The 20,359-nt window shown below is 57.2% G+C and carries 21 protein-coding genes; 16 read left to right on the top strand and 5 right to left on the bottom strand.

Annotated elements, in window-relative coordinates; all coding sequences use genetic code 11:
- Window positions 1–80: 80 nt before the first annotated feature.
- Both H2515_RS00270 and H2515_RS00265 read right to left on the bottom strand, forming a co-directional pair.
- Entirely contained in the window at window positions 81–1,358 is a 1,278-nt protein-coding gene (locus tag H2515_RS00270) for an ATP-binding protein (protein ID WP_198660637.1), read from the bottom strand.
- A complete protein-coding gene (locus H2515_RS00265) occupies window positions 1,358–2,062 on the bottom strand; it encodes a response regulator (protein ID WP_041648258.1) in 705 nt (234 codons plus the stop codon). Before H2515_RS00265 ends, H2515_RS00270 begins: the two co-directional genes overlap by 1 nt.
- 231 nt (window positions 2,063–2,293) lie before the next feature.
- On the opposite strand from H2515_RS00265, the gene H2515_RS00260 reads away from it, so the two are divergent.
- From H2515_RS00260 to H2515_RS00200, 13 genes are all read left to right on the top strand, one after another.
- Window positions 2,294–3,850: an efflux transporter outer membrane subunit gene (locus tag H2515_RS00260; RefSeq protein ID WP_014027565.1), complete on the top strand. Its 1,557-nt coding sequence runs from the start codon at window positions 2,294–2,296 to the stop codon at window positions 3,848–3,850.
- Window positions 3,847–4,932: an efflux RND transporter periplasmic adaptor subunit gene (locus tag H2515_RS00255; RefSeq protein ID WP_198660636.1), complete on the top strand. Its 1,086-nt coding sequence runs from the start codon at window positions 3,847–3,849 to the stop codon at window positions 4,930–4,932. The genes H2515_RS00260 and H2515_RS00255 overlap by 4 nt, the downstream gene beginning before the upstream one ends.
- A gap of 8 nt (window positions 4,933–4,940) precedes the next feature.
- Window positions 4,941–8,027: an efflux RND transporter permease subunit gene (locus H2515_RS00250; protein WP_198660635.1), complete on the top strand. Its 3,087-nt coding sequence runs from the start codon at window positions 4,941–4,943 to the stop codon at window positions 8,025–8,027.
- Window positions 8,028–8,379: 352 nt separating this feature from the next.
- Window positions 8,380–10,239, top strand: a complete 1,860-nt coding sequence (locus tag H2515_RS00245) for an ATP-dependent nuclease (RefSeq protein ID WP_198660634.1) — start codon at window positions 8,380–8,382, stop codon at window positions 10,237–10,239.
- Between the two features lie 83 nt (window positions 10,240–10,322).
- A complete protein-coding gene (locus tag H2515_RS00240) occupies window positions 10,323–10,583 on the top strand; it encodes a hypothetical protein (protein ID WP_198660633.1) in 261 nt (86 codons plus the stop codon).
- A 72-nt stretch (window positions 10,584–10,655) separates the two neighbouring features.
- Complete coding sequence (locus H2515_RS00235) at window positions 10,656–10,916, top strand: hypothetical protein (protein WP_198660632.1); 261 nt, start codon at window positions 10,656–10,658, stop codon at window positions 10,914–10,916.
- Complete coding sequence (locus H2515_RS00230; RefSeq protein ID WP_198660631.1) at window positions 10,913–11,356, top strand: hypothetical protein; 444 nt, start codon at window positions 10,913–10,915, stop codon at window positions 11,354–11,356. The genes H2515_RS00235 and H2515_RS00230 overlap by 4 nt, the downstream gene beginning before the upstream one ends.
- A 71-nt stretch (window positions 11,357–11,427) precedes the next feature.
- Window positions 11,428–12,471 (top strand): hypothetical protein, encoded by a 1,044-nt coding sequence (locus H2515_RS00225; protein ID WP_198660630.1) that lies wholly within the window; start codon window positions 11,428–11,430, stop codon window positions 12,469–12,471.
- A 487-nt stretch (window positions 12,472–12,958) separates the two neighbouring features.
- Window positions 12,959–13,264, top strand: a complete 306-nt coding sequence (locus H2515_RS00220) for a reverse transcriptase domain-containing protein (RefSeq protein ID WP_232821472.1) — start codon at window positions 12,959–12,961, stop codon at window positions 13,262–13,264.
- Window positions 13,265–13,544: 280 nt separating this feature from the next.
- Window positions 13,545–13,769: an addiction module protein gene (locus tag H2515_RS00215; protein ID WP_198660629.1), complete on the top strand. Its 225-nt coding sequence runs from the start codon at window positions 13,545–13,547 to the stop codon at window positions 13,767–13,769.
- Window positions 13,766–14,059 (top strand): type II toxin-antitoxin system RelE/ParE family toxin, encoded by a 294-nt coding sequence (locus H2515_RS00210; RefSeq protein ID WP_198660628.1) that lies wholly within the window; start codon window positions 13,766–13,768, stop codon window positions 14,057–14,059. Before H2515_RS00215 ends, H2515_RS00210 begins: the two co-directional genes overlap by 4 nt.
- Before the next feature lie 133 nt (window positions 14,060–14,192).
- Window positions 14,193–14,423, top strand: coding sequence for an addiction module protein (locus H2515_RS16415; RefSeq protein WP_408626827.1), 231 nt, complete (start codon window positions 14,193–14,195; stop codon window positions 14,421–14,423).
- Window positions 14,423–14,722 (top strand): hypothetical protein, encoded by a 300-nt coding sequence (locus tag H2515_RS00200; RefSeq protein WP_198660626.1) that lies wholly within the window; start codon window positions 14,423–14,425, stop codon window positions 14,720–14,722. Before H2515_RS16415 ends, H2515_RS00200 begins: the two co-directional genes overlap by 1 nt.
- 633 nt (window positions 14,723–15,355) lie before the next feature.
- On the opposite strand, the gene H2515_RS15905 is transcribed toward H2515_RS00200, so the two are convergent.
- From H2515_RS15905 to H2515_RS00185, 3 genes are read right to left on the bottom strand one after another with little or no spacing between them, the layout of a single operon-like run.
- Window positions 15,356–15,949, bottom strand: coding sequence for a FitA-like ribbon-helix-helix domain-containing protein (locus tag H2515_RS15905; RefSeq protein ID WP_232821471.1), 594 nt, complete (start codon window positions 15,947–15,949; stop codon window positions 15,356–15,358).
- Window positions 15,950–15,995: 46 nt separating this feature from the next.
- Window positions 15,996–16,250 carry a Txe/YoeB family addiction module toxin gene (locus H2515_RS00190; RefSeq protein WP_035191770.1) on the bottom strand — a complete coding sequence of 85 codons (255 nt, stop codon included), beginning with the start codon at window positions 16,248–16,250 and terminating at the stop codon, window positions 15,996–15,998.
- Window positions 16,247–16,498 carry a type II toxin-antitoxin system Phd/YefM family antitoxin gene (locus H2515_RS00185; protein ID WP_035191769.1) on the bottom strand — a complete coding sequence of 84 codons (252 nt, stop codon included), beginning with the start codon at window positions 16,496–16,498 and terminating at the stop codon, window positions 16,247–16,249. Before H2515_RS00185 ends, H2515_RS00190 begins: the two co-directional genes overlap by 4 nt.
- Window positions 16,499–16,869: 371 nt before the next feature.
- Between H2515_RS00185 and H2515_RS00180 the strand changes: the two genes are divergently transcribed.
- From H2515_RS00180 to tsaD, 3 genes are all read left to right on the top strand, one after another.
- Window positions 16,870–18,381, top strand: a complete 1,512-nt coding sequence (locus H2515_RS00180; RefSeq protein WP_198660625.1) for an outer membrane protein assembly factor BamB family protein — start codon at window positions 16,870–16,872, stop codon at window positions 18,379–18,381.
- 117 nt (window positions 18,382–18,498) lie between these two features.
- Window positions 18,499–19,338: a ferritin-like domain-containing protein gene (locus tag H2515_RS00175; RefSeq protein WP_198660624.1), complete on the top strand. Its 840-nt coding sequence runs from the start codon at window positions 18,499–18,501 to the stop codon at window positions 19,336–19,338.
- On the top strand, window positions 19,331–20,344 hold the full coding sequence (gene tsaD, locus H2515_RS00170; RefSeq protein WP_198660623.1) for a tRNA (adenosine(37)-N6)-threonylcarbamoyltransferase complex transferase subunit TsaD: 1,014 nt from the start codon (window positions 19,331–19,333) through the stop codon (window positions 20,342–20,344). Before H2515_RS00175 ends, tsaD begins: the two co-directional genes overlap by 8 nt.
- Window positions 20,345–20,359 lie beyond the last annotated feature (15 nt).

Below are 20,359 nucleotides of genomic sequence, written 5' to 3'. Positions count from 1 at the left end.
TTAAACGAGAATGATTCCTGTTTGCTTGTGCTTTGTCAAGTACCTCCTTGTCCGAAAGTACCACCAAACACCCTCTGCTATTAGGCCTCTTTGTCAGGAAATGACAAGTGAGCGATCAAGCCACCCGTTTCGGCATTGGCGAAGCGGAGGATGCCGCTATGCAACGCCATGATGCGCTGGCAAATCCGCAGGCCAATGCCGGAACCGTGCCCAGACTGGCGCGGCAAGGTACCGTCGTTCATCGGCCCGATGTCGCGTTCCGGCACGCCGGGGCCATAGTCGCGCAGACAGATTTCGGTACGGGCCGGATGGCGGATGATCCGCATATCCAGGCGTCCGCCACCGTAACGCCGGGTGTTGTCAAAAAGATTGCGGAATACGCGTTCCAGCGCCAGGGGGCGGCAGTGCAAGGGCGGTAAGGCGGCATCCCCGACAGAATGCACTACCTGCACCTCCAGGCCGTAGCGTTCCTCGGCCGTCGCGGCCATTTCGGCCACCCACTCGCGCACCTCCACCTGGATGACTTTTTCCTGGTCTCCACTGCGCACCAGGGTCAGAAACTTGTCGATAGTCTCGTCCATTTCGCTGACATCTACCAGCATGGACGCTTTTTCGGCCAACAGATCGTGCCCCTGAAGATGCAGGGTCAGCAACATGCGCGACAGTGGGGTACGTAATTCGTGAGAAATGCCGGTGAGTAGCAGGGTGCGTTCTTCGTGCAGGCGATGCAGATCGTTAGCCATACTGGTAATGGCTTGCTCCAGATGACGCACCTCCAGAGGCCCGCCAATGGGTTTGAGGGATTCCGGCATGTCGCCCCGGCCAATGCGCTGCGCCTCCACGGCCAGCCGGGCCAGGGGGCGGTTGATCTGGCGAACGATGAGCCAGGCACCAAGCAATGTACACAGGGCGATGACGCCGAGGCGCATAAACATGAAACCTTGCCCGCCGAAATTCATGGGCGACGCGCGCATGCCCAGCCAGGGTTCATGGCGGCCACCGCGAATCCACAGCCAGGTGGCATCCGTATCACTGGGACCAATCCGCAATGCGGCCCCCGGAGACATCCGCGCCAGATAACCAGCGCTCTGGCGCAAAAAATACTTGTTGGCGGGGATGCCGGGCAGGTCGTGGGCGGATCGCCATTGCAGGCCGCCAGCGGATGAGCGTTCGGCACCAGCGGCAATCAGGGCGTGATCCGTCTGCCAGAGGAATTCCGCGAAGCGTTCGGCGGCAGGATTCAGCACGTATTGATGAAACAGGACATAGACGGCGCCTTGGGTCCCCAGCAGTAGAACTGCCAGCAGGAGCACGGTCCGCCCCAAAGTACTGCGCGGCCAGAAGCTCCGCATGTTCATCAGGGCTCTGCGACAAACAGGTAACCATGACCCCAGACCGTGCGGATATGCCGGGGCCGGCCGGGGGAGCTGTCAAGCAGACGGCGCAGGCGGGAGATCTGCATATCAATGCTGCGGTCGTCACTTTCCAGTTGTCGGCCACGGGTCAGCCACATGAGCTTTTCGCGGGTCAGGGGCTGGCCCTCATGCTGAATGAGTGTCGCCAGGGTCTGGAACTCGGCACTGGTGAGAGACAAGGTTTGCCCGCCCAGTTGAATCTCTTGCCGGCCCATATCCACGGTGAACGGGCCGCATTGGAAGGGGGCTGCTACCGCTTCGGGGCGAGGGACGGCAGCGCGGGTCCGGCGCAGGATTGCCTGGATGCGGGCCACCAGTTCGCGGGGGTGAAAAGGCTTGGCGAGATAGTCATCGGCGCCCATCTCCAAGCCCAGGATGCGGTCTATTTCATCGCCGCGCGCGGTGAGCATGAGGATAGGAACATCATGATGCTGGCGCAGCCGTCGGCAGATTTGCAGACCGTCTTCATGGGGCAGCCCCAGATCGAGAACAATCAGATCAATGGTGGTTTCGGCGAGCAGGGTTTCGATCTGGCGCCCATCACTGATGCCTCTTACGGCAAAACCAAAACCCTGCAGGTGCGACTCCACCAAACTGCGCAGGCGCAGGTCATCATCCACCACCAAAATCTGTTTTTGGATATCCATGTGCACATGGTAATCCCTTGTTCTCTCGTGGGCCAAGGCCAAATGTAACAGAGCCTCACGACCGCCGCCAAAGTGACAGTCTGTTACGTTTTAACCGGCCTGCAACAAAGACTGTTACAGGCATTCCCGCTACCATTTTTCTCTGTTGCGACAGCTGCGCGGGGAGTTGCTCTCTCGGTGCTTGCGGATAGGGCCGCTTATTCCCGTATATCAACTGAGTGAGGGTTTTACATGAAAAGCGCTAGATATCTGCACGGCCAGGGGCGGCAGAAAGCGGGGCGTTCGACTCCGGCTATAGCCCGGCTGGGTGCCCTGCTCGGAGTTGTCGCTGCGGCGGGCTGCGCTGTTGGCCCGCATCTCAGCACACCGGCTGTCCCAGCGCCCAAGACCTATAACGCCCATCCCATAAATCTGCACAGTGCTCAGCAGCGGGTCCAGTGGACCACGCAAGAGGCACAGGCCTGGTGGTCGCTCTTCCGTTCGACACCGTTGAATGACTATATCCGCCAGGCCATGCAGGCCAACCCGGATGTACAGGCGGCGCAGGCGGCCCTGGCGCGCGAGCAGTCTTTGATTGCGGTGGCCCAGGGCGGACTACTGCCCAGCGTGGGTGCCGGTGCCGGAGTCAGTCGCGGGCGGGCACAACGGACCGGCGCGAACGGCGGGGCGAGCTATCGCATTCCCGGCAATCTCTACAGCCTGCTGCTAGGCACCGTCGACGTCCACTACAACCCCGATGTATTTGGTCGACAGGCCGATCTGGTCCACGCCGCCAAGGCCCAGGCGGCAGTGAGCCGTGCCAGTCTGCATCAGAGTGAAGTCTTTTTGGCGGCGGCGGTGAGCCGCGCGGTGATCAGCGGCGCGGCGGCGCAGGCGCAGCTTAATGCCGCCCAACAGATTGCCGCCGCCGATGCGCATCTGCTGCATCTGCTGCAGCAGGAATATCAACTGGGTTATCAGAACCTGCAAAGTGTGGATCAGCAAGCGGCCATCACCGCCGCGGCGCAAGCGCGCATTGCCCCCTTGCAGGCGGATGTGGCAGCGGCGCGCCATGGCCTGGCGGCCTTGCTGGGCCAGACTCCCGATGCCGATCTGTCGATGCCGACGCTCGCCAGCCTGCAATTGCCGGCCAGCCTGCCCACCAGCCTGCCTTCGGCTTTGGCCGCGCAGCGCCCGGACATTCAGGCGGCGACGGCGGAGCTGAAGGTGGCGGCGGCGCAGGCGGATGTGGCCACCGCCAATCTCTATCCGCAGTTTAATATCACGGCGGACATCGGTAAGGCGGCCATGACGGGGGGGATGTTCTTCAACCCCATTTCGACCCTCTGGTCGCTGGGCGCGGGGATAGCGGCACCGCTGTATAACGGCGGCGCGCTGCACGCCCAGCGCCGCGCGGCCCTCGATCAGTACAAGGTGGTCAGTGATCACTATCGCGGCACCGTGCTCAACGCCTTCCGCGAAGTGGCCGACGCCTTGCGTGCTTTGCAGGGCGCTGATGCAGCTTATCAGTACCATCTGGCTGCGCAAAAAGCCGCTGGGGCCGCCCTGCACCTGGCCGAAGCCCGCTACCGCGACGGGGCCACCGACTATGCCACGGTCCTCAATGCCGAGATCGCCTATCAGCAGGATACCGTCGCCGCCATCACCGCGCGCAGTCAGCGTTATCTGGACAGCGTCGCGCTCTTTGTCGCCCTGGGCGATGGCTGGCGACCTGATCCCAGCGCTGTCACGGCTACCGATGCCAAAACCCATTCTATCGTTCAAAACGCGCAAGGAGCCCCTGCATGAAGAAGGTCTTTTTCTTACTGGGTATCGTCGTCGTGCTGCTCTTCGGCAGTGTCTATGGCTGGTACCAATGGCGTCAGGGTCAGTTGCATGCCCGCCTGGCGGCTGCCGCCAACCCGGCGGTCACCGTTTCCGCCACCCGTGTGCAGAGTAAGTCGATGGCGGGCGAGCTGACTGCCGTGGGCGAAATCGTGCCGCAACAGGGAGCGGTGCTCAGCCCGCAGACCGGCGGTGTGGTGCAGCGTATCGGTTTTCACTCCGGTGCCACCGTACAGAAAGGACAATTGCTCCTGTCCCTGGACCCTGGCGCTCTGCCTGGCCAGTTACAGGCCGCGCAGGCCCAAGCTGCCCTCGCCCGGGTAGACTACCAGCGCGCCGAAAAGGTTTTCGCCATCCATGGCATCTCCACCGCCGCCCTGGATAAGGCTCGCTATGGTGCGAGTGCGGCACAGGCTCGGGTGACGGCCTTGCGGGAATCGCTGGCGGACACGCAGATCCGTGCGCCCTTCGCCGGGATCCTGGGCTTGCGTACCGTAAATCCGGGTGAATATATCCACGCCGGCATGCCGGTGGTGCACATCGAAAATCTGCAGCAGCTCTATGCCGACTTCAGCGTCCCGCAGCGCAATGTGCAGGACGTACAGACAGGGGCACAGCTACGGATTGACGTGCATAACGGCGATATCCTGCGTCACTACAACGCCAAAGTGCAAGCCATCTCCAGCGATGTCGATGCACAAAACCGGGCGGTCAGCGTCCGCGCGCGCATCGATGCACCTCAGGGTCTGAAGCCGGGCATGTTCGTCCGCGTCGTTCTGCAAAAAGAAGCCCCCAGCGCGCGCCTGATGATTCCCATGGTCGCCGTGAGCTTTAACACCTACGGCGATTTTGTCTACGTATTAACCCCCGGTGGCCCGGACCAGACGCTCATCGCCAAAGAACAATTGGTGACCACGGGCACGCAGCGCGCTGGCGAAGTCGTCATCCGCTCCGGCCTGAAGGCTGGGGATCTGGTGGTCACGGCCGGGCAAGTCAAGCTGCACAGCGGCGACCATGTGCGCATCAATAACGCCGTGCATCTCTGAGGATCCACATGCATTTCACCGAACCCTTTATCCGCCGCCCCATCCTCGCCATTTCCCTGAGTCTGGTGCTGTTTTTCTTCGGGCTGCGCTCCCTCGGCCTGATGCCCATCACCGAGTATCCGCCCACCAACAGCTCCATGATTACAGTGACCACCCACTACTTCGGGGCGACTCCGAAGACCGTCAACGCTTTTATTACGGCGCCGCTGGAGAAAGCCGTCGGCCAAGCCCCCGGCATCAACTACATGACGGCGGTGAGTGAGGACGGCATTTCCATCCTCACCCTCTATATGCGCATGGGCGAAGATCCCAATGCGGCCTTGTCCCAGGTGCAGAGTAAGGTCAATACGGTCCTCAATCAGCTCCCCAAGGGGGTGATGCAGCCCGTGGTGCAGGAAATGTCCGGTTCCGGTGCCTACCTGATGTTGCTGAGCTACCATGGTAAAGGCTTCAATCAGCAGCAGATCACCGACTACCTGACCCGCGTGGTGCAGCCCGCCATTCAGTCGGTACCAGGGGTAGGGCTGACTTCCATTCTGCCGCCGGGCACCGGCCCCAACGGCAATACCTACGCCATGCGCGTCTGGCTGAATCCCCAGGAAATGGCCGTGCTGGGCATTACCCCCGCGCAGGTCAGTGCCGCCCTGAAGCAGAATGATTTCGTCGCGGCGGTTGGTCGTCTGCGCGGTCAGTACACGGCGGTTTCCCTGAGTGCCAACACCGCCTTGCACAGCGCCGCCGAGTTCCGCAATCTGGTGGTGGCGACGGTACATGGGGTGCCGATTCATCTGGGACAGGTGGCCAAAGTCTCCCTGGGTGCCCAGACCTATGACTCATCCGTTATGGTGGACGGTCAGCCCGCGGTCAATATCGGCATCCAGCAGGCCCCCGGCAGTAACGCCCTGAAAGTGTCTCAGGGTATTCAAAAAGTCATGACCCAGTTGGACTCGACCATGCCGCCGGGCATGAAGGGCTACACCATTTACAATGGCGCGCAATTCGTCAAAAGCTCCCTGCAGGAAGTGGAAGTCAATATCGCCCTCGCGCTGCTGGTGGTCATCCTGGTGATCTACTTCTTCATGGGCTCGTGGCGGGCACTGATCGTGCCGGTCCTGGCGATTCCGGTGGCGATGGTGGGGGCGATCACCATCCTCCATACCCTCGGTTACACCCTCAATCTGCTCACCCTGCTGGCCATGGTGCTGGCCATCGGGCTGGTGGTGGATGACGCCATTATCGTTGTGGAGAACGTCCATCGACATATCGAAAACGGCGCCACGCCGCTGCACGCCGCCCTGACCAGCGCCCGTGAACTGGCCAGCCCCATCCTGGTCATGGCGACGACGCTGGTGGCGGTATTCGCGCCCATGGCTTTCATTGGCGGTCTGGTGGGGCATTTGTTCAGCGAATTTGCCTTTACCGTTGTCGCCACGGTGATACTGTCCATGGTGGCCGCCCTGACCCTCGCCCCCATGCTCGCCTCGCGGGTCCTGAAGGCGGGGCACGCCGGCCGGATGGCGCATCTGGTGGACCACGTTTTCGGGCGACTCAAGGCCCTGTATGGTCACACCTTGTTTCAGAGCCTGCGGGTCTGGCCGGCAACCGTGACGCTGGCGCTGGTCCTCACCGTCGGCATTTATTTCCTCTTCTCCATCAGTCAGAGCGAGCTCGCCCCGCCGGCCAATCAGGGCATCGTCTATGTCAACGGCGTCGCCCAGCCGACGGCGACCCTGGAATACATGAATGCCTACGACCACTATCTGACCCAGACTGTCTTTAACAAAATAGACAGTCGCAGCCACAGTTTCGCGGTCAACGGGGTGGGTATTGGCGGCATGTTGCTGAATAACGATGTGATGGCGGGTGTGGTGCTCAAACCCGAGCGCGGCGATGTGACCACTCAACAGGTCAAAGAAAAAGTGCAGAAACTGGCCGAGCAGGTGCCGGGCATGAAGCTTTCCGCCTTCGGCCTGCCGCCCTTGCCGGGTGCGGCGGTGGGGCTGCCGGTGCAGTTTGTGATCACCAGTACCGGCGGCGGTTACCATCAACTGGACGCCGTCTCCGGCAAGCTGGTACAGGAGGCCAGAGCCAGTGGCCTGTTCTCCTTCGTCTGCAAAAATCTGAAGTACAACAATCAGATCCAGGAAATTCATATCAACCGGCAGATGGCGGCCTCCTTCGGTCTGAGCATGGCGGATATCGGGCAGAATCTGGAAACCCTGCTGGGCGGCAACTATGTCAATTATTTCGACATGGATGGCCTCAGCTACCGCGTCGTGCCCCAAGTGCCGCCCGCGCTGCGCGCCAATCCGGATTTCCTGAAGGCCTACACCATCAAGACGCCATCCGGTGCGCAGGTGCCACTGTCCACCTTTGTTTCTCTACAGTCGCGACCGGCACCCACCTTCCTGCCGCAGTTCCAGCAGTTGCCTGCGGTCTTCATTCAAGCCAATCCAGCACCGGGGGTGTCTCTGGGCCAAGCCCTGCAATTCCTGCGGGATCATGCCCAGAAAATCCTGCCCGCCGGTGATCAGATCCACTATGCCGGTGTCTCTCGTCAGTACATGCATCAGGGCAGTGCGCTGGTGGTCACCTTCGCTTTTGCGCTGTTGATGGTCCTGCTGCTGCTGGCGGCGCAATTCAACAGCTTCCGCGACGCCCTAGTGGTGCTCACCGCGGTGCCCGTCGCCCTTTTCGGGGCCTTACTGCCCATTAGTCTGGGGGTTTCCAGTGTCAATATCTATTCTGAGGTGGGAATGGTCATGCTCATCGGCCTGATCGCTAAACAGGGCATTCTTATCGTGCAATTTGCCCGTGTCATGCAGGAGGAAAAGCATTTAGACCGACGCCATGCAGTGGTGGAGGCGGCAACCCTGCGCCTACGTCCCATCCTCATGACGGTAGCGGCGATGATCGCCGGCGCCGTACCCCTGCTTTTCGCCAGTGGCGGTAATGCCGATGCGCGGTTCTCCATGGGACTGGTCATTGTCAGCGGTCTGAGCTTCGGGTCGCTGGTTTCGCTCTTTGTGATCCCGGCGTTTTATGTGTGGTTCGGGCAGGTGGTGCGGAAGCCGGAGAGGGATTTAGTGGTGTAGTTTTGTTATCGGTGCGCTGATTGTAGTGGTGGGCGCCTTTCGGGGCGCTTTTTCGTTGGAGGGGAGGGAATCATGGGGTGGATTGAGTAGGATCATGAATTGGTGTAGGTTTGTGGACAAGAATAGGTGCTGATCTGCATTTCTGTGCGGATTCGTTTGCGTGTGGCGTTCATCCGGAAAAATTTAGGCTGCTATAAATGTTGCAGGAGGGTGTTGGGTGCTTGATTTTCTGGGTGGCGGGTGGGGCTGGAAAAATTTAGGCGACGTGGGCGGGGCTGTGCAGTCGTTTTCTAAATTACGTTATGTGCTTCATCGCCAACACATTCGCGGCTAAATTCAAGGGCAACACAAAATGTTTGAAAAACACGTCGATATATCCATCCCATTTCTTTGGGGGCAGGAGCACTTTAAAAAACATCAGTGGGGTGCAATTAATTATCTGGTCGGGCCAAATGGCACTGGCAAGTCGTTATTGGCAATGCAGATAAAGCAGCAATTTAATGGTGGAGGTATAGCTTCAAGATATTTGAGTGCAGAGCGTCTTGTTGGATTGGAAAAGCAACAGGAGGGGCGTTACGGGGGCGGGAACCTGCAGCGGGGCTTCGATCTCTCAATCCTGGCCGATTATAAGTCTAGGGCAGAGAACGTAGGTCTATCATCCTCAGGAATTATAATTCTTAGGGAACGCCTCGACATTCGCATAAAGATCGAGGCGCTGCTATCAGATATTTTTGGAAAGACAATTAGGCTTTCCGAGGAAGGGGGCTTCCTCAAGCCCAAGATGCAGAACATAAAAGCAGGTGATGAATACGGCCTAAGCGAAAGCGAGTGCCACGGGCTCAAGGAGCTGATAACACTTCTCACGTTTCTGTATGATCCAGAAAAGAACTGCATAATATTTGATGAGCCAGAGCTGCACTTGCATCCTCAATATCAGTCGTTCTTTCTTGAAGAAATTCGAAAGATCGCCGGGAATCCATTAAATGACCCAAGCAAGAAGCTAATATTCATTGTCACGCACTCGCCATATTTCATTGACATTAAGTCGATCGATGACCTGAAGAGTATTTTGGTTTGTAGTCCAGGAAAAGTTCCCGCGTATGTCGGCGAGCTTGATGATAACGACAGGTACATACTAAGCCGATTTCTTCCACGCTTTAATACGCATCACAAGCAGTTCTTCTTTTCACCAAACCCAGTGTTTGTCGAAGGGCATACCGACCAACAGGTCATCACCATCATTTTCGAGAAGCTGGGGATCAACATTGGTGCAGCCGGATCTTGTGTAATTGATGTTGGTGGCAAAGATGAGCTTGGCGTCTTTTACAAGCTGTGCAGCGCATTGAAGGTGGACTGTAGGGTTATTGCCGATCTGGATGCCATTTTTCGGGGTAGATTGCGGAGCGTGGCAAGTGATGACGCACGGGCTGTTGCATATGTGCAGGAACACGGGATAGGTCAAACGACCGCGGCAGCCATCGGCGAGTTAGAGAGAATTCTCGTCGAACTGGCAGATTCTCTCATTGCCAAAGATCCCACAATGCCGAGTGTCTCTAGACTAGCAAAGGCAATGCGTGAACTGACACCTGAGGAGCTTCACAGGAAACGAGTCCTGATGCTTCTTGGCGTTCTAAATGTCGAAAATGACCTTCGGGAAATATTTTCCGGTGGGGACTTGGGTAAGCTCAATCTGGTTATTGGCCGATTCGCACAACTCCTGAAATCATTTGGTGCGGCCAATGTATATATCCTGCCGAGGGGCGAAATCGAGCACTATTACACGAAGACAAGTACCGATTATCTGAATATCACCAATAAAGACGCGTGTTTCTACACCGAGAGAGAGCACCTTCTTCAGGTGTCTGCCGCAGAGGAAATCAAAAGGGAATATGCAGACCTAATTGATATGCTGAAGAAGGCTGTGCCTATTGTCGAGATTGAAATTAGGAGGCACATTCGTTTTGAGGTCTTCGAGTGGATACACAAAGTCCAGACTTCTATCGCCAAGCGAGAAGTGTCCGGGATTGAAGATTTGAAGAGGAGCGCGAGAATCAACTACGCGCTCTACAGTCAGATACTGGACGTGGAGCGTCTTACCATCAATGATGATCGTACGTTTGAGTGTGGGATTTCTCTGAAGAAGACGGTCATTGGTGAAGACGTTCCAATCACGTTCAATCATTCAACAAACGCACACACTTTCGTGGTGTAGAAAGACACACATAACCAGCCGCTGAACCGGACGCTCCTGACGTCGCGCCGGTTAGCGGCACGTTAGATCACAAGGAGAAATAAATGGCTAGTAGTGAACATCATGGAGCAAGAGGAGAAATGTGGCTTAAACACTCGTGGACTGAAACAAGCAGTGGTCATGTTGAAACATACGATGATTTGAAACTTGAAAGCACTCAAAATGAAAAAAGCATAGTGCTAGTTAAAACCAGTGGCGTAAATAACTTCATTAAATCTTCAGACAGTAGCAGCACTGAAGAACGGTATGAAATTCTAGCTGATGATTTGGTCAATTTAATTAAACAACATGGCAAGCGCGTCTAACTCATCCATCAAGCGGGACGCGCTAAAGCGCGCCCCTTATGTCAAACGTTGGGCATTCTGAGGAGATTGATCTTGGACGATGAAACAGAGGAACTTCAGATCGTGTGCCCCTTGTGCTCAGAGGAGCACAGCTACCGGCTGGCGGTTGATCGAAGCTACGTTCTTTATCACATGACGTCAGCAATGATGGATTCCAAGCCGACCTACAAGAGATTCAAGCGAATATTTACATGTCCGGCTAAGAACGAGCATTTCCAAGCTGTCGTAAGACTTGAGGAGTCATTTGGAACGATCATCAACGATGTAAAAGTCGTTCCGGACGATATTGCATGAACACCAAGTCATCACCCGTTGTCATAGAGTCGGTTGAGCCGTTGTCCCCGCATGCCAAGGCTGTACTCGAAGCCGGGCAGCAGCTATTTCTCGATTCCGTTGAAGTCGGTCGGGAGTTTTGTAAGACGATGGTTGGAACTGCGCTGACTGCAATTCCTGTCTATGTGGGACTAATCAAACTTTTTCTGCCGACAGGCTCTTCGCCGATAACGGTTATTGGAATTGGCTGGTTTGTGCCAGTCGTGCTTTTCCTACTGTCTGCGGCCGTATCGGTTGGCGGTCATTTGCCGGGGCGAACGCTTATTTGCCTTGATCTGCCAGCTGAAATCGAAGCTGCACTTGCTAAAGCAACGGCGCGGCGTTTTTGGTGTGGAGTAATCGCATTTGTGTTTATGGCCGCAGGCATTATCGACTGTGTGTATGTGCTTTCCAGTATCTGAGCGCAGATGCCCAACCCATCATTCCACCGGACCTTGCGCATAAAGCCGCGCAAGGCCGGTGAATTCAGACGTTGGGTATCATCACGGAGCTCAAGGGCGTGCCAATAAACCAATTTACAGCGTTTTACCCGTCGAGGCCGTTCTGGGCATGCAGCAAACCCGACTTCTCAAATCAGAACCGAGAAGGCTGGTTCCATGACCAAATGGCAAAGGAAGTCTTTTCGCGTGAAACGGATTCCTACACGATCAAGGTTTGCAGGGACGGTCGAATCATGCTCCGCATTGAAGCTTTGGAACGGGATCCTGAGCCGGAAATGCCAGGGGGAATTGAAGACATCGTAAAACGGTGGGGCGATTATCTCGATTATCTTAACGCTTTCTACCTACTTCTTGACTCGGCGATGCTACAGGTTTCCAAATTCGCCTACTTTAATCTCCACGAGATCACGAACCGAGATGCATTCCGCGTTCGGTACGAGGGCGGCAAGAGCGTAGGGGAAAACATCGCGATAGAAAGCATCGCGTCAGTTTTTCAAATGGGCCGACATCTTTCAAGCTACCCGCACTGGATGCCGATTGAGTACGACTCCAAGATCATGATGCGCCAAGTCGTACCACTCGACGTCATTCAGTTTGCTTCGACTCAGTTTGAGTCGGTCTTAAATGCTCCAGGTTCCGAAAAGGACTTGGCATCCTTCGCAAAGAGCTTAAGCGAATACAAAGTTGGCAACTACGAGACATCTTTAATTCTCGCCTGGTTCATCACGGAGGGCAGCATCGCCTACTTGTGGGAACGTCATCTTGATGGCCTCAATTGCGAATATGAGAACGGCCAAAAGAAGATCAATCGGGAGAGACGTGATTTGCTAGTCGGTCGGGATTTCACTATTAGCATGATCTCCAATTTGCTGGAACTCTGGGATGTTTTGCCAAATTCTCTATTCAAAGACGTAGATGCAGTTCGAGGGTTTCGGAACAAGATTGTCCATAAGTTGAAATATGAGCCGAATGCAACGGATACTCAGCTTGCAATGAAAACGGCACAGGTGATGATCGAACGGATATGGAACATTTCCTTCATTCCAAGCTTGGGCTATTCGGTCACCGGCATATGATGCCCAACCCATCATTCCACCGGACCTGCGCGAAAAGCCGCGCAGGCCGGTGAATTCAGACGTGTGCGCCGGGTATGGCGCGTTACTTCATAGGTACGAGTCCTATGGCCAGGTTTACGCAGAGCCGAAGGCAAGGAGAAGGGCAAGGGCGTTGTCGCGAAACAGGGTCTGAAGGAAGCTGACTCGACTCCAAAGCTGCGGGGCGATGAACAAAAACCGGATAGGAGGCGTGGTGCATCCGGGACGAGCGGGTGCATGACCGCGAAGTCCTCCATCTGCGGAGGTTGGGATGCACTTTGTAAATCCGGCGCTCGCGCGGCGAAAGTGACGTGTCTTACCCCGGGAAGTCTCTCCGGTGCTTCGGAGGATTGAAGCTGGGCATCTGGAAACGGGTGCTGAATACCGTGGAGAAGTCAGCAGAGGGCATAGTAAGTGGGTGGCACCACTGAAGGCCCGAACAATGAACGACGAGGGAACTGCATGAAGAGTGACAGAACAGCATCTGACAACCTACTTTTGCAGTTACGGGTTCCGCCCCGGACGCTCGGCGCATCAGGCCGTGCGACAAGTCCAGGCGGATATCCGCGCAGGCTATGCCTGGGTGGTGGACACCGACATCGAAGCGTTCTTTGATCGCGTCAATCACGATCGGCTCATGGTGCGGCTCAAACAGCGCACCAATGACCCGGCCCTGTTGCGCCTCATCAACCGCTATCTGGAAGCAATGGGGAGGGGCGGGTTATCGGGAATTGCGCAAACGCGGCGTATCTGTGCGCGAAGCATGGAACACTAGTAAAAGCGCACACGGCCCGTGGCGCCTGTCGAAAACCCCGGCGCTATCGCTGGCACTGCCAGCGAGGATCTTCAGCAGTATGGGTCTGCCATCCCTCGCGGGATGACAGGAAATTGTTCATTGAACCGCCGTGTACGGTCCCGTATGCACGGTGGTGTGGAGGGGGGCAAGATCGCGAGGTCTTCCCCCATCCCGATTGGGCATCTCGTTGGACATTTCCCCTTCACTCGGCACCAACCTCACGGTATAACTTAATATTATCTTTACGGAGACATTAGCCATGGGAAATCAACTCGAATTGCTCGAAGCCGAAGCCCTGAAACTAACTGCAGGGGAGCGCGCAGCTTTCGCTCAGCTATTACTCGCTAGTCTCGACGAAGATTCCGAGATTGAGGAAGCGTGGGCCGCCGAAACCGAGCGCAGAATCTCTGACATCGAAAGTGGGGTGTTGCAAGTCATTCCGATTGCTGACGCTCTGGCACAGGTCCGTGCAGCGCTGAAGTGAAGCTCGTCGTTATTCCACCGGCGCTCGCCGAACTGCACGACGCAGCAGCATTCTATACGCTGAAGGCGGGTGTCGAGCTTGGTCTCGCGCTTGTGGCTGAGTTTGAACGCACGGCCAATCTCGTTCTGGACAACCCTCTGCTCGGTGCTGTGTTCCGAAGCAAGCGCTGGCGATATATCCTCCGTCGATTCCCATATAGCATCATCTATCAGGTCACCACAGAGGAGCTTCAAATTCTCGCCGTGGCGCATCACAGGCGTCGTCCCGGCTACTGGGCGCAACGGAAGTAGTACGCAGTGTCTCTTCGATCAGCGCTGCCCAAAACCCATCGTTCAAGCGGGACGCGCCAAAAGCGGCGTACCCCTTAAACACGTTGGGCCGGCCACCTTTACCTTAACGTTGGCCTTGATTTATACTACGTCCATGCCTACTCCCACTGCCACTATTGAATACATGAAGTTGTCCGTTTCCGAGCGCATCCAGCTCGTTGAGGACATATGGGATAGCATTGCTGCAGAGGCACCTGATACCGTTGAATTGTCACAAGCTCAAAAAGCCGAGTTGCATCGTCGCGTTGCTGCGCACCGTGCTGATCCTTCCACCGCCATCCCATGGGAACAGGTTCGATCCAAATTATTTCCGAATAAACCGTGATGTTAGTCGTGCTCCGTCCAGAGGCAGAGCATGAGCTTCTGGAAGCGCAGATTTGGTATGAGTCAAAAGCGCTGGGGCTTGGTTTTGAGTTCGCCCGTGCCGCTGACGCGGCAGTTGCGTCAGCGCTTCGCAATCCCTTTGGGCATTTGCGCATCGAAGAAGAAGAGTTCCGGCGTGTGTTATTCCGCAAATTTCCCTACACGCTAATTTATCTACCAAGTCCAGATGAGTTGCTGGTAGTTTCATTCTTTCATCAGCACCGTGAGCCTGGTGTTTGGATAGAGCGGTTTAATAGCTGATACCCATGGAGCATCACGTTTGCGAACACATTCAGCCCAACCCTTCGTTCGAATGGGACAGCCCAGAAACGGGCTGCCCCCTCAACTTTACGGTGCGCCGGGCATGGCGCGTTACTTCATAGGTGCCGAGCCTTGTGGCCCGGTAAGCATTCAATTCATCGAACCGCTAGATACGTGATCCGTACGTCCGGTGGTGTGGGAGGGAGGTAGGGGCCGTGAGACTTCTTCCTATCCCGATTAGCCCCCAGAAAGCGCGACCGCGATGCCTGGAAACGCCCCTAACAACTTACCGTCCATCGTTACCAGCTTCGTGCCCAATTTCATCGCTAGTGCGACAAACTCGCAGTCATATGCTGAACATTCGCTATCCCGCACCAGTTCCAAGACACTGAGCGAGTCCACTTCGTATTCGGCTCCAGCGAGCAAATCTTCTGCCTCACACTGGAGGCTATGCGCTTGCTGGAACGTCAGGCTTCCGCGTCTAAGGTACCCAGCCAGCCAGGATGTTTCGAAATTCACTTCGCCAAAGAACCGGCGCAGCCCAATTTGGGTCGTGTTCGAGCAGGGCTTCTGCGACCGAGGTGTACTCGCCGGGCAGATACAAATACGCCAGCACATTCGAGTCCACGACAATCATGGACGTCCCTGCCTCTTCAGGATGTCAATGTCGCGCGCTAGAAACTTCGTTGTGCTCAACCCCGCCCTTAGCTGGCGCGCACGCGCAAGCCGTTCGCTGGGAGCTATCTTGGTCGGCGTAAGCACGGTCTCAAGGCACACAATCGCCTCACTGTTGAGGCTGCGACGGTGCGCTTCCGCTGCAACCTTCAGGCGTTCGTACACCTCATCCGGAATGTTCTTCAACGTCAGCGTTGTAGGCATAGCTTTCTCCAACCATAATGGCACCATAACGGTTCCAGCATACAGTCTGCCGCGCAGCTTGCCAATCTGCGGGCTAACCCGGCGTTGCAGGGGACGCGGCGCGATAAGGCCGCGCAGCGTCCGATTAGCTCTACGTGTGCGCCGGGCATGGCGTGTTACTTCATAGGTGCGAGTCCTATGGCCAGGTTTACGCAGAGCCGAAGGCAAGGAGAAGGGCAAGGGCGTCGTCGCGAGGCGGGGTCTGAAGGAAGTCCAATCCGAAATTGCGGCATCCGCGCCCAACTCACGCGCGGGGGAGCGGGTGATGGCGAGCGTGACAGGCCTGGTAAGTGACTCGCTGAGGCTCACAGTGAATTCGCTGAAAAGCGCGGTGGACCTATCCCGATGGGGCGTCTCAGTAGTGGAAACGTAACTGAGCAATCATCAATGCATCACCTTCTATTCGATACACCATGCGATGCTCATCCGTAATACGGCGTGACCAAAATCCTGAAAGAGCATGCTTCAGTGCCTCGGGTTTGCCAACTCCCGCGAAGGGTTCACGCTGTGTCTCATGTATCAGTTTATTGATTCGCTCGACCATGCGCTTGTCTTGCTTCTGCCAATATAGGTAGTCTTCCCATGCATCGTCAGAGAAGATCAGCCTCACTTCGCCAGCTTCCGCTCAACGCCTTTACCGGCGTTCAGTTGTGCGACGGCCGCGAGAAGGCGCTTGGCGTTGGCGGGGGTACGCAAGAGGTAGGCGGTTTCCTCCAGCGCCTTGTAGTCTTCGAGCGAGAGCATCACGACGGACTGTTCGCCATTGCGGGTAATGATCAAGGGTTCGTGGTCGTCGCAAACGCGGTCCATGGCGCTGGCGAGGTTTGCACGAACGGTGGTATAGGTAATCGCATCCATAACAAGCCTCCAAATATGTACGTGTTACTGTACATATTCTACGACAACCTGTCTAGCGCGACGGTGCAGACGGCCCACCCCGCGTTCGAGAACGGACGCGCCGATCCAAAAATAATGCGCCCTACGAATCCCTATAACGCGAAATCACCAGATAATGCATTACATAGAGTGATTATTCATTATTACATGTAACTAATTGTAACGCTGTTTCATCATGTTACAATTTTTGTCCTTGACGGGATCAATTGATCTGCCTAATGTGCGATTACTGCATGATTAATAACAATTTATTAATTGGTTATATGGTTTATTTCTGATTGATAAATTTTTAACGGCGCGCAGGCGCTTCCCTTCCTTGAGGAGATAATAAAATGAAAATCCGCAAAGCTGTCGTTTTATCCGCAATATGTACGTTAATATCCGGCACGGCCTGGGCGCAGACCGCTACGGTCCCGCTGGACCCGGTCAACAACGCGTTAGATCCGCAGAGTCCATTTGCCGTCCTGTACCTGCCGCAAAACGCCCCCGCACCCGTCGATCAGGTCGGCCCCACGGCGTGGACCCATGCCTATGGTAACCCGCAACATAATGCCGCCTTTCCGGTTGCCGCCAGCGCGCCGGCCTGGATTCGTGAGGGTGTACGCTGGAATTTCCCGGAGGCCCGGGCCTGGCCGTTGGGCGACCCGCATCCTTATGGGGAAAAGGTCTATGGCATCAAAGAGGCCCTGCCGGTGCAGACCCAGTTTTACGGTAATGCGCTCGGGGTCTCTGTTGTCAAGGGCGTGGTGTACGCCGAGAGCGATGACATGTTCGCCTATGCCGTCAATGCACGGACGGGCAAACTGATCTGGAGAACCAGTCCGGTCGCCAATACGCTGATGGGCAATCCGCTGGTGGTCGGCACGCATGTGTACCTGTCTGCCGGAAGCGTATCCTTTAACTTCGCCAACGTGATGAAATACGCCAAGCATCCGGCCCAGGCGGGGCGCGGCAAGGACATCAGCTACAACGGGATATTCTGTCTGGACCGAACCAACGGCAAACTGCTCTGGAGTTTCAAAACTGCTGGTGACGCCATGCCGACCCCAGCCTACGCCGATCATTCCCTCTTCATCAGCACCGGAGATGGCAACATTTATCGCATCCGTTCAGCGGATGGCCGGAAAATGTGGCGTACCCATGTCGGCGGTATCGCCAACATGTCCAGCCCCATCGTGTGGGACGGAAAAGTCTACGTCTCCATGTCCGTCATTCCTGGTCTGTATGCCCTGAATATGCAGACGGGCAAGGTATTATGGAAGGGCGAAATTCCCGGTGCCGTGAATACGGGCATGGGGGATGTGCCGCCCGCTGTGGCGAATGGCATCGTGGTCATGGATTCGGTGGCAAATCCGCAGATGATCCAGGGTAAACCCACCATGACCACCCTGGTGCGGGCTTTCGATGCGCGTAATGGCAAGGTCCTGTGGACCGATGACATGGGACGCGGATCAAGAGTTCCGGCATTCAAGGGGGGCGTGCCTATGATTCATGATCATACGGTCTATGTGGGTTCACCGGTCACGTCCGCCTATGAAGCCATTGACTTGCATACCGGTAAAGTGGCGTGGACCTGGCATGTGCCCAACCCCGGCCCGGCTGGTGCCGGTCGCGGCGCGCCGACCTACTATGATCATACCCTGTATATTTCCACGGGACCGGATATTTATGCCATCGATCCGAAGAACGGGAAGATGATCCATCAATACAAGGTCGGTGGGCGTTTTGGCATCGTCAATCCGACCATAGTCGGTGGCACCATATATCTGGGCAACTCTTGGGACTGGATCAACGCCGTCCCCGTTCATGATGTGAATCCGCAATTCAACGCCCATCCGTCGTAACTCAGGGAGTGTCGCGCAGGAAATCACCCATACCCTGCTATACTTCTTCCTCTTTCGCCGTCGTGAACTGGCTCAGCCGGGCTGGCGAAGGTCGTGACGGCGTGATGAGGGACTGATATGCAGTCAGATACACAGGCTTGGGCCGCTGTGGGCGCGGCCCTCTATGCTGCTGATCCACAACAAAAAGTAGAGCAAGTACGGGCTTTGCGCTGGCCGCTGGCATCCATGCCGGAAGTCTCGGCCCCACCCCTTTCCGCCACACCGGGGCGACCGAGCCATCCCCTGCTGTTGGGCCCCAAAGACTTGCCCAAACGCCGTGCCCTGCATACGCAGGCAGGCCGCTTCGCTTTGTTGCACGCCCTGGCGCACATTGAATTCAATGCCATCAACCTAGCGCTCGATGCCCTCTATCGCTTCCCCGGTCTTCCTGAGGATTTCTACCGCGACTGGTTGCGGGTGGCGCAGGAAGAGGCGGAGCATTTCGTCCTCCTGCGTCAGCAGTTGCAGCGCCTCGGCGGTGATTATGGCGATCTGCCCGCCCACGATGGTCTCTGGGAAATGGCCATGGACACGGCGGCGGACCCGTTGGAGCGCATGGCGCTGGTGCCGCGTGTGCTGGAGGCGCGGGGACTGGATGTCACCCCGGCCATGCGCGAGCGACTGCTGGCCGCAGGGGATGCAGAAGCGGCCGCCGTGCTGGCGCGCATTGAAAGCGATGAGCGCGGACATGTGGCGGTGGGCAGCCGCTGGTTTCGCTACCTCTGTGCACAACGCGGGCTGGAGCCGGACAGTACCTTCATGGCACTCCTTCAGCAGCGTTATCGGGGACGGATTCAGGGGCCGCTGGCATTGACGGCGCGGCGGGCGGCGGGTTTTTCGGAGCCGGAGCTGGACTGGCTGCAGAGCCGCATCGGACAACCCGCCGCCACGCGGCCAGAGCAGGTGCGCCATGATTGAGCGGATCCTGGGCATTGAAAGCTCCTGCGATGAAACCGGGCTTGCCCTCTACGACCGCCAGCGTGGCCTGCTCGGCGAAGTGCTGTTCAGCCAGATTGCCCTGCACGCGCCCTACGGCGGCGTTGTGCCGGAACTGGCGTCACGCGATCATGTGCGCCGCCTGCCCTTGCTGCTCAACGAGCTGCTGGCGCAAACCGGCGGACAGCGCCCTGACGCCATCGCGGTCACCGCCGGACCGGGGCTCATCGGTGCTCTGCTGGTGGGGGTGAATTTTGCCCGCGGCCTCGCCATGGGCTGGGATATTCCGGTGATCCCCGTGCATCATCTGGAAGGCCATCTGCTGGCCCCGCTACTGAATGGCGTGGACCCCTTCCCGGCGGTGGCCCTGCTGGTTTCCGGTGGGCATACGATGCTGGTGGAAGTCCGGGGCATCGGCGACTATGTTTTGTTAGGGGAGACGCTGGACGATGCGGCCGGTGAAGCCTTCGACAAGGCAGCCAAGATGTTGGGTCTCGGCTATCCCGGTGGGCCAGCGCTGGCGGCACTGGCGGAGGGCGGAGATGCCCAGGCTCTTCGCCTGCCCCGGCCACTGCTGGACCGGCCGGGACTGGACTTCAGCTTCAGTGGCCTGAAAACGGCCTTCCGCCTGGCCGCCATGCCGATCGCCGCCGACGATGCCCAAAGACGGATGGATCTGGCCGCCAGTTTTCAGGCGGCGGTGGTAGAAACGCTGTTTAAGAAATGTCAGCGCGCCCTGCGCCAAACCGGGCTGAAACGCCTGATCGTGGCGGGTGGGGTGGGTGCCAACCGGGCGTTGCGGGCCGCGCTGAACGGGCTGGAGTCGGACGGGGTCGAAGTCTTTATCGCCGACCTTGCTCATTGCACCGACAATGCGGCGATGATCGCCCTGACCGGCGCACTGCACACGGAGCGGGCCCAGCCAGCCACCGCGGATTTCCCGGTGCGGGCGCGCTGGTCCCTGACGGAGGAGGAGGCGCAGGCATGATGAACGAGCCATTAC

Origin of the sequence: Acidithiobacillus ferrivorans (assembly GCF_016250455.1) — a bacterium.
GTDB classification, from domain to species: Bacteria; Pseudomonadota; Gammaproteobacteria; order Acidithiobacillales; family Acidithiobacillaceae; genus Acidithiobacillus; species Acidithiobacillus ferrivorans.
This window is presented reverse-complemented; position numbering and strand designations above follow the sequence as displayed.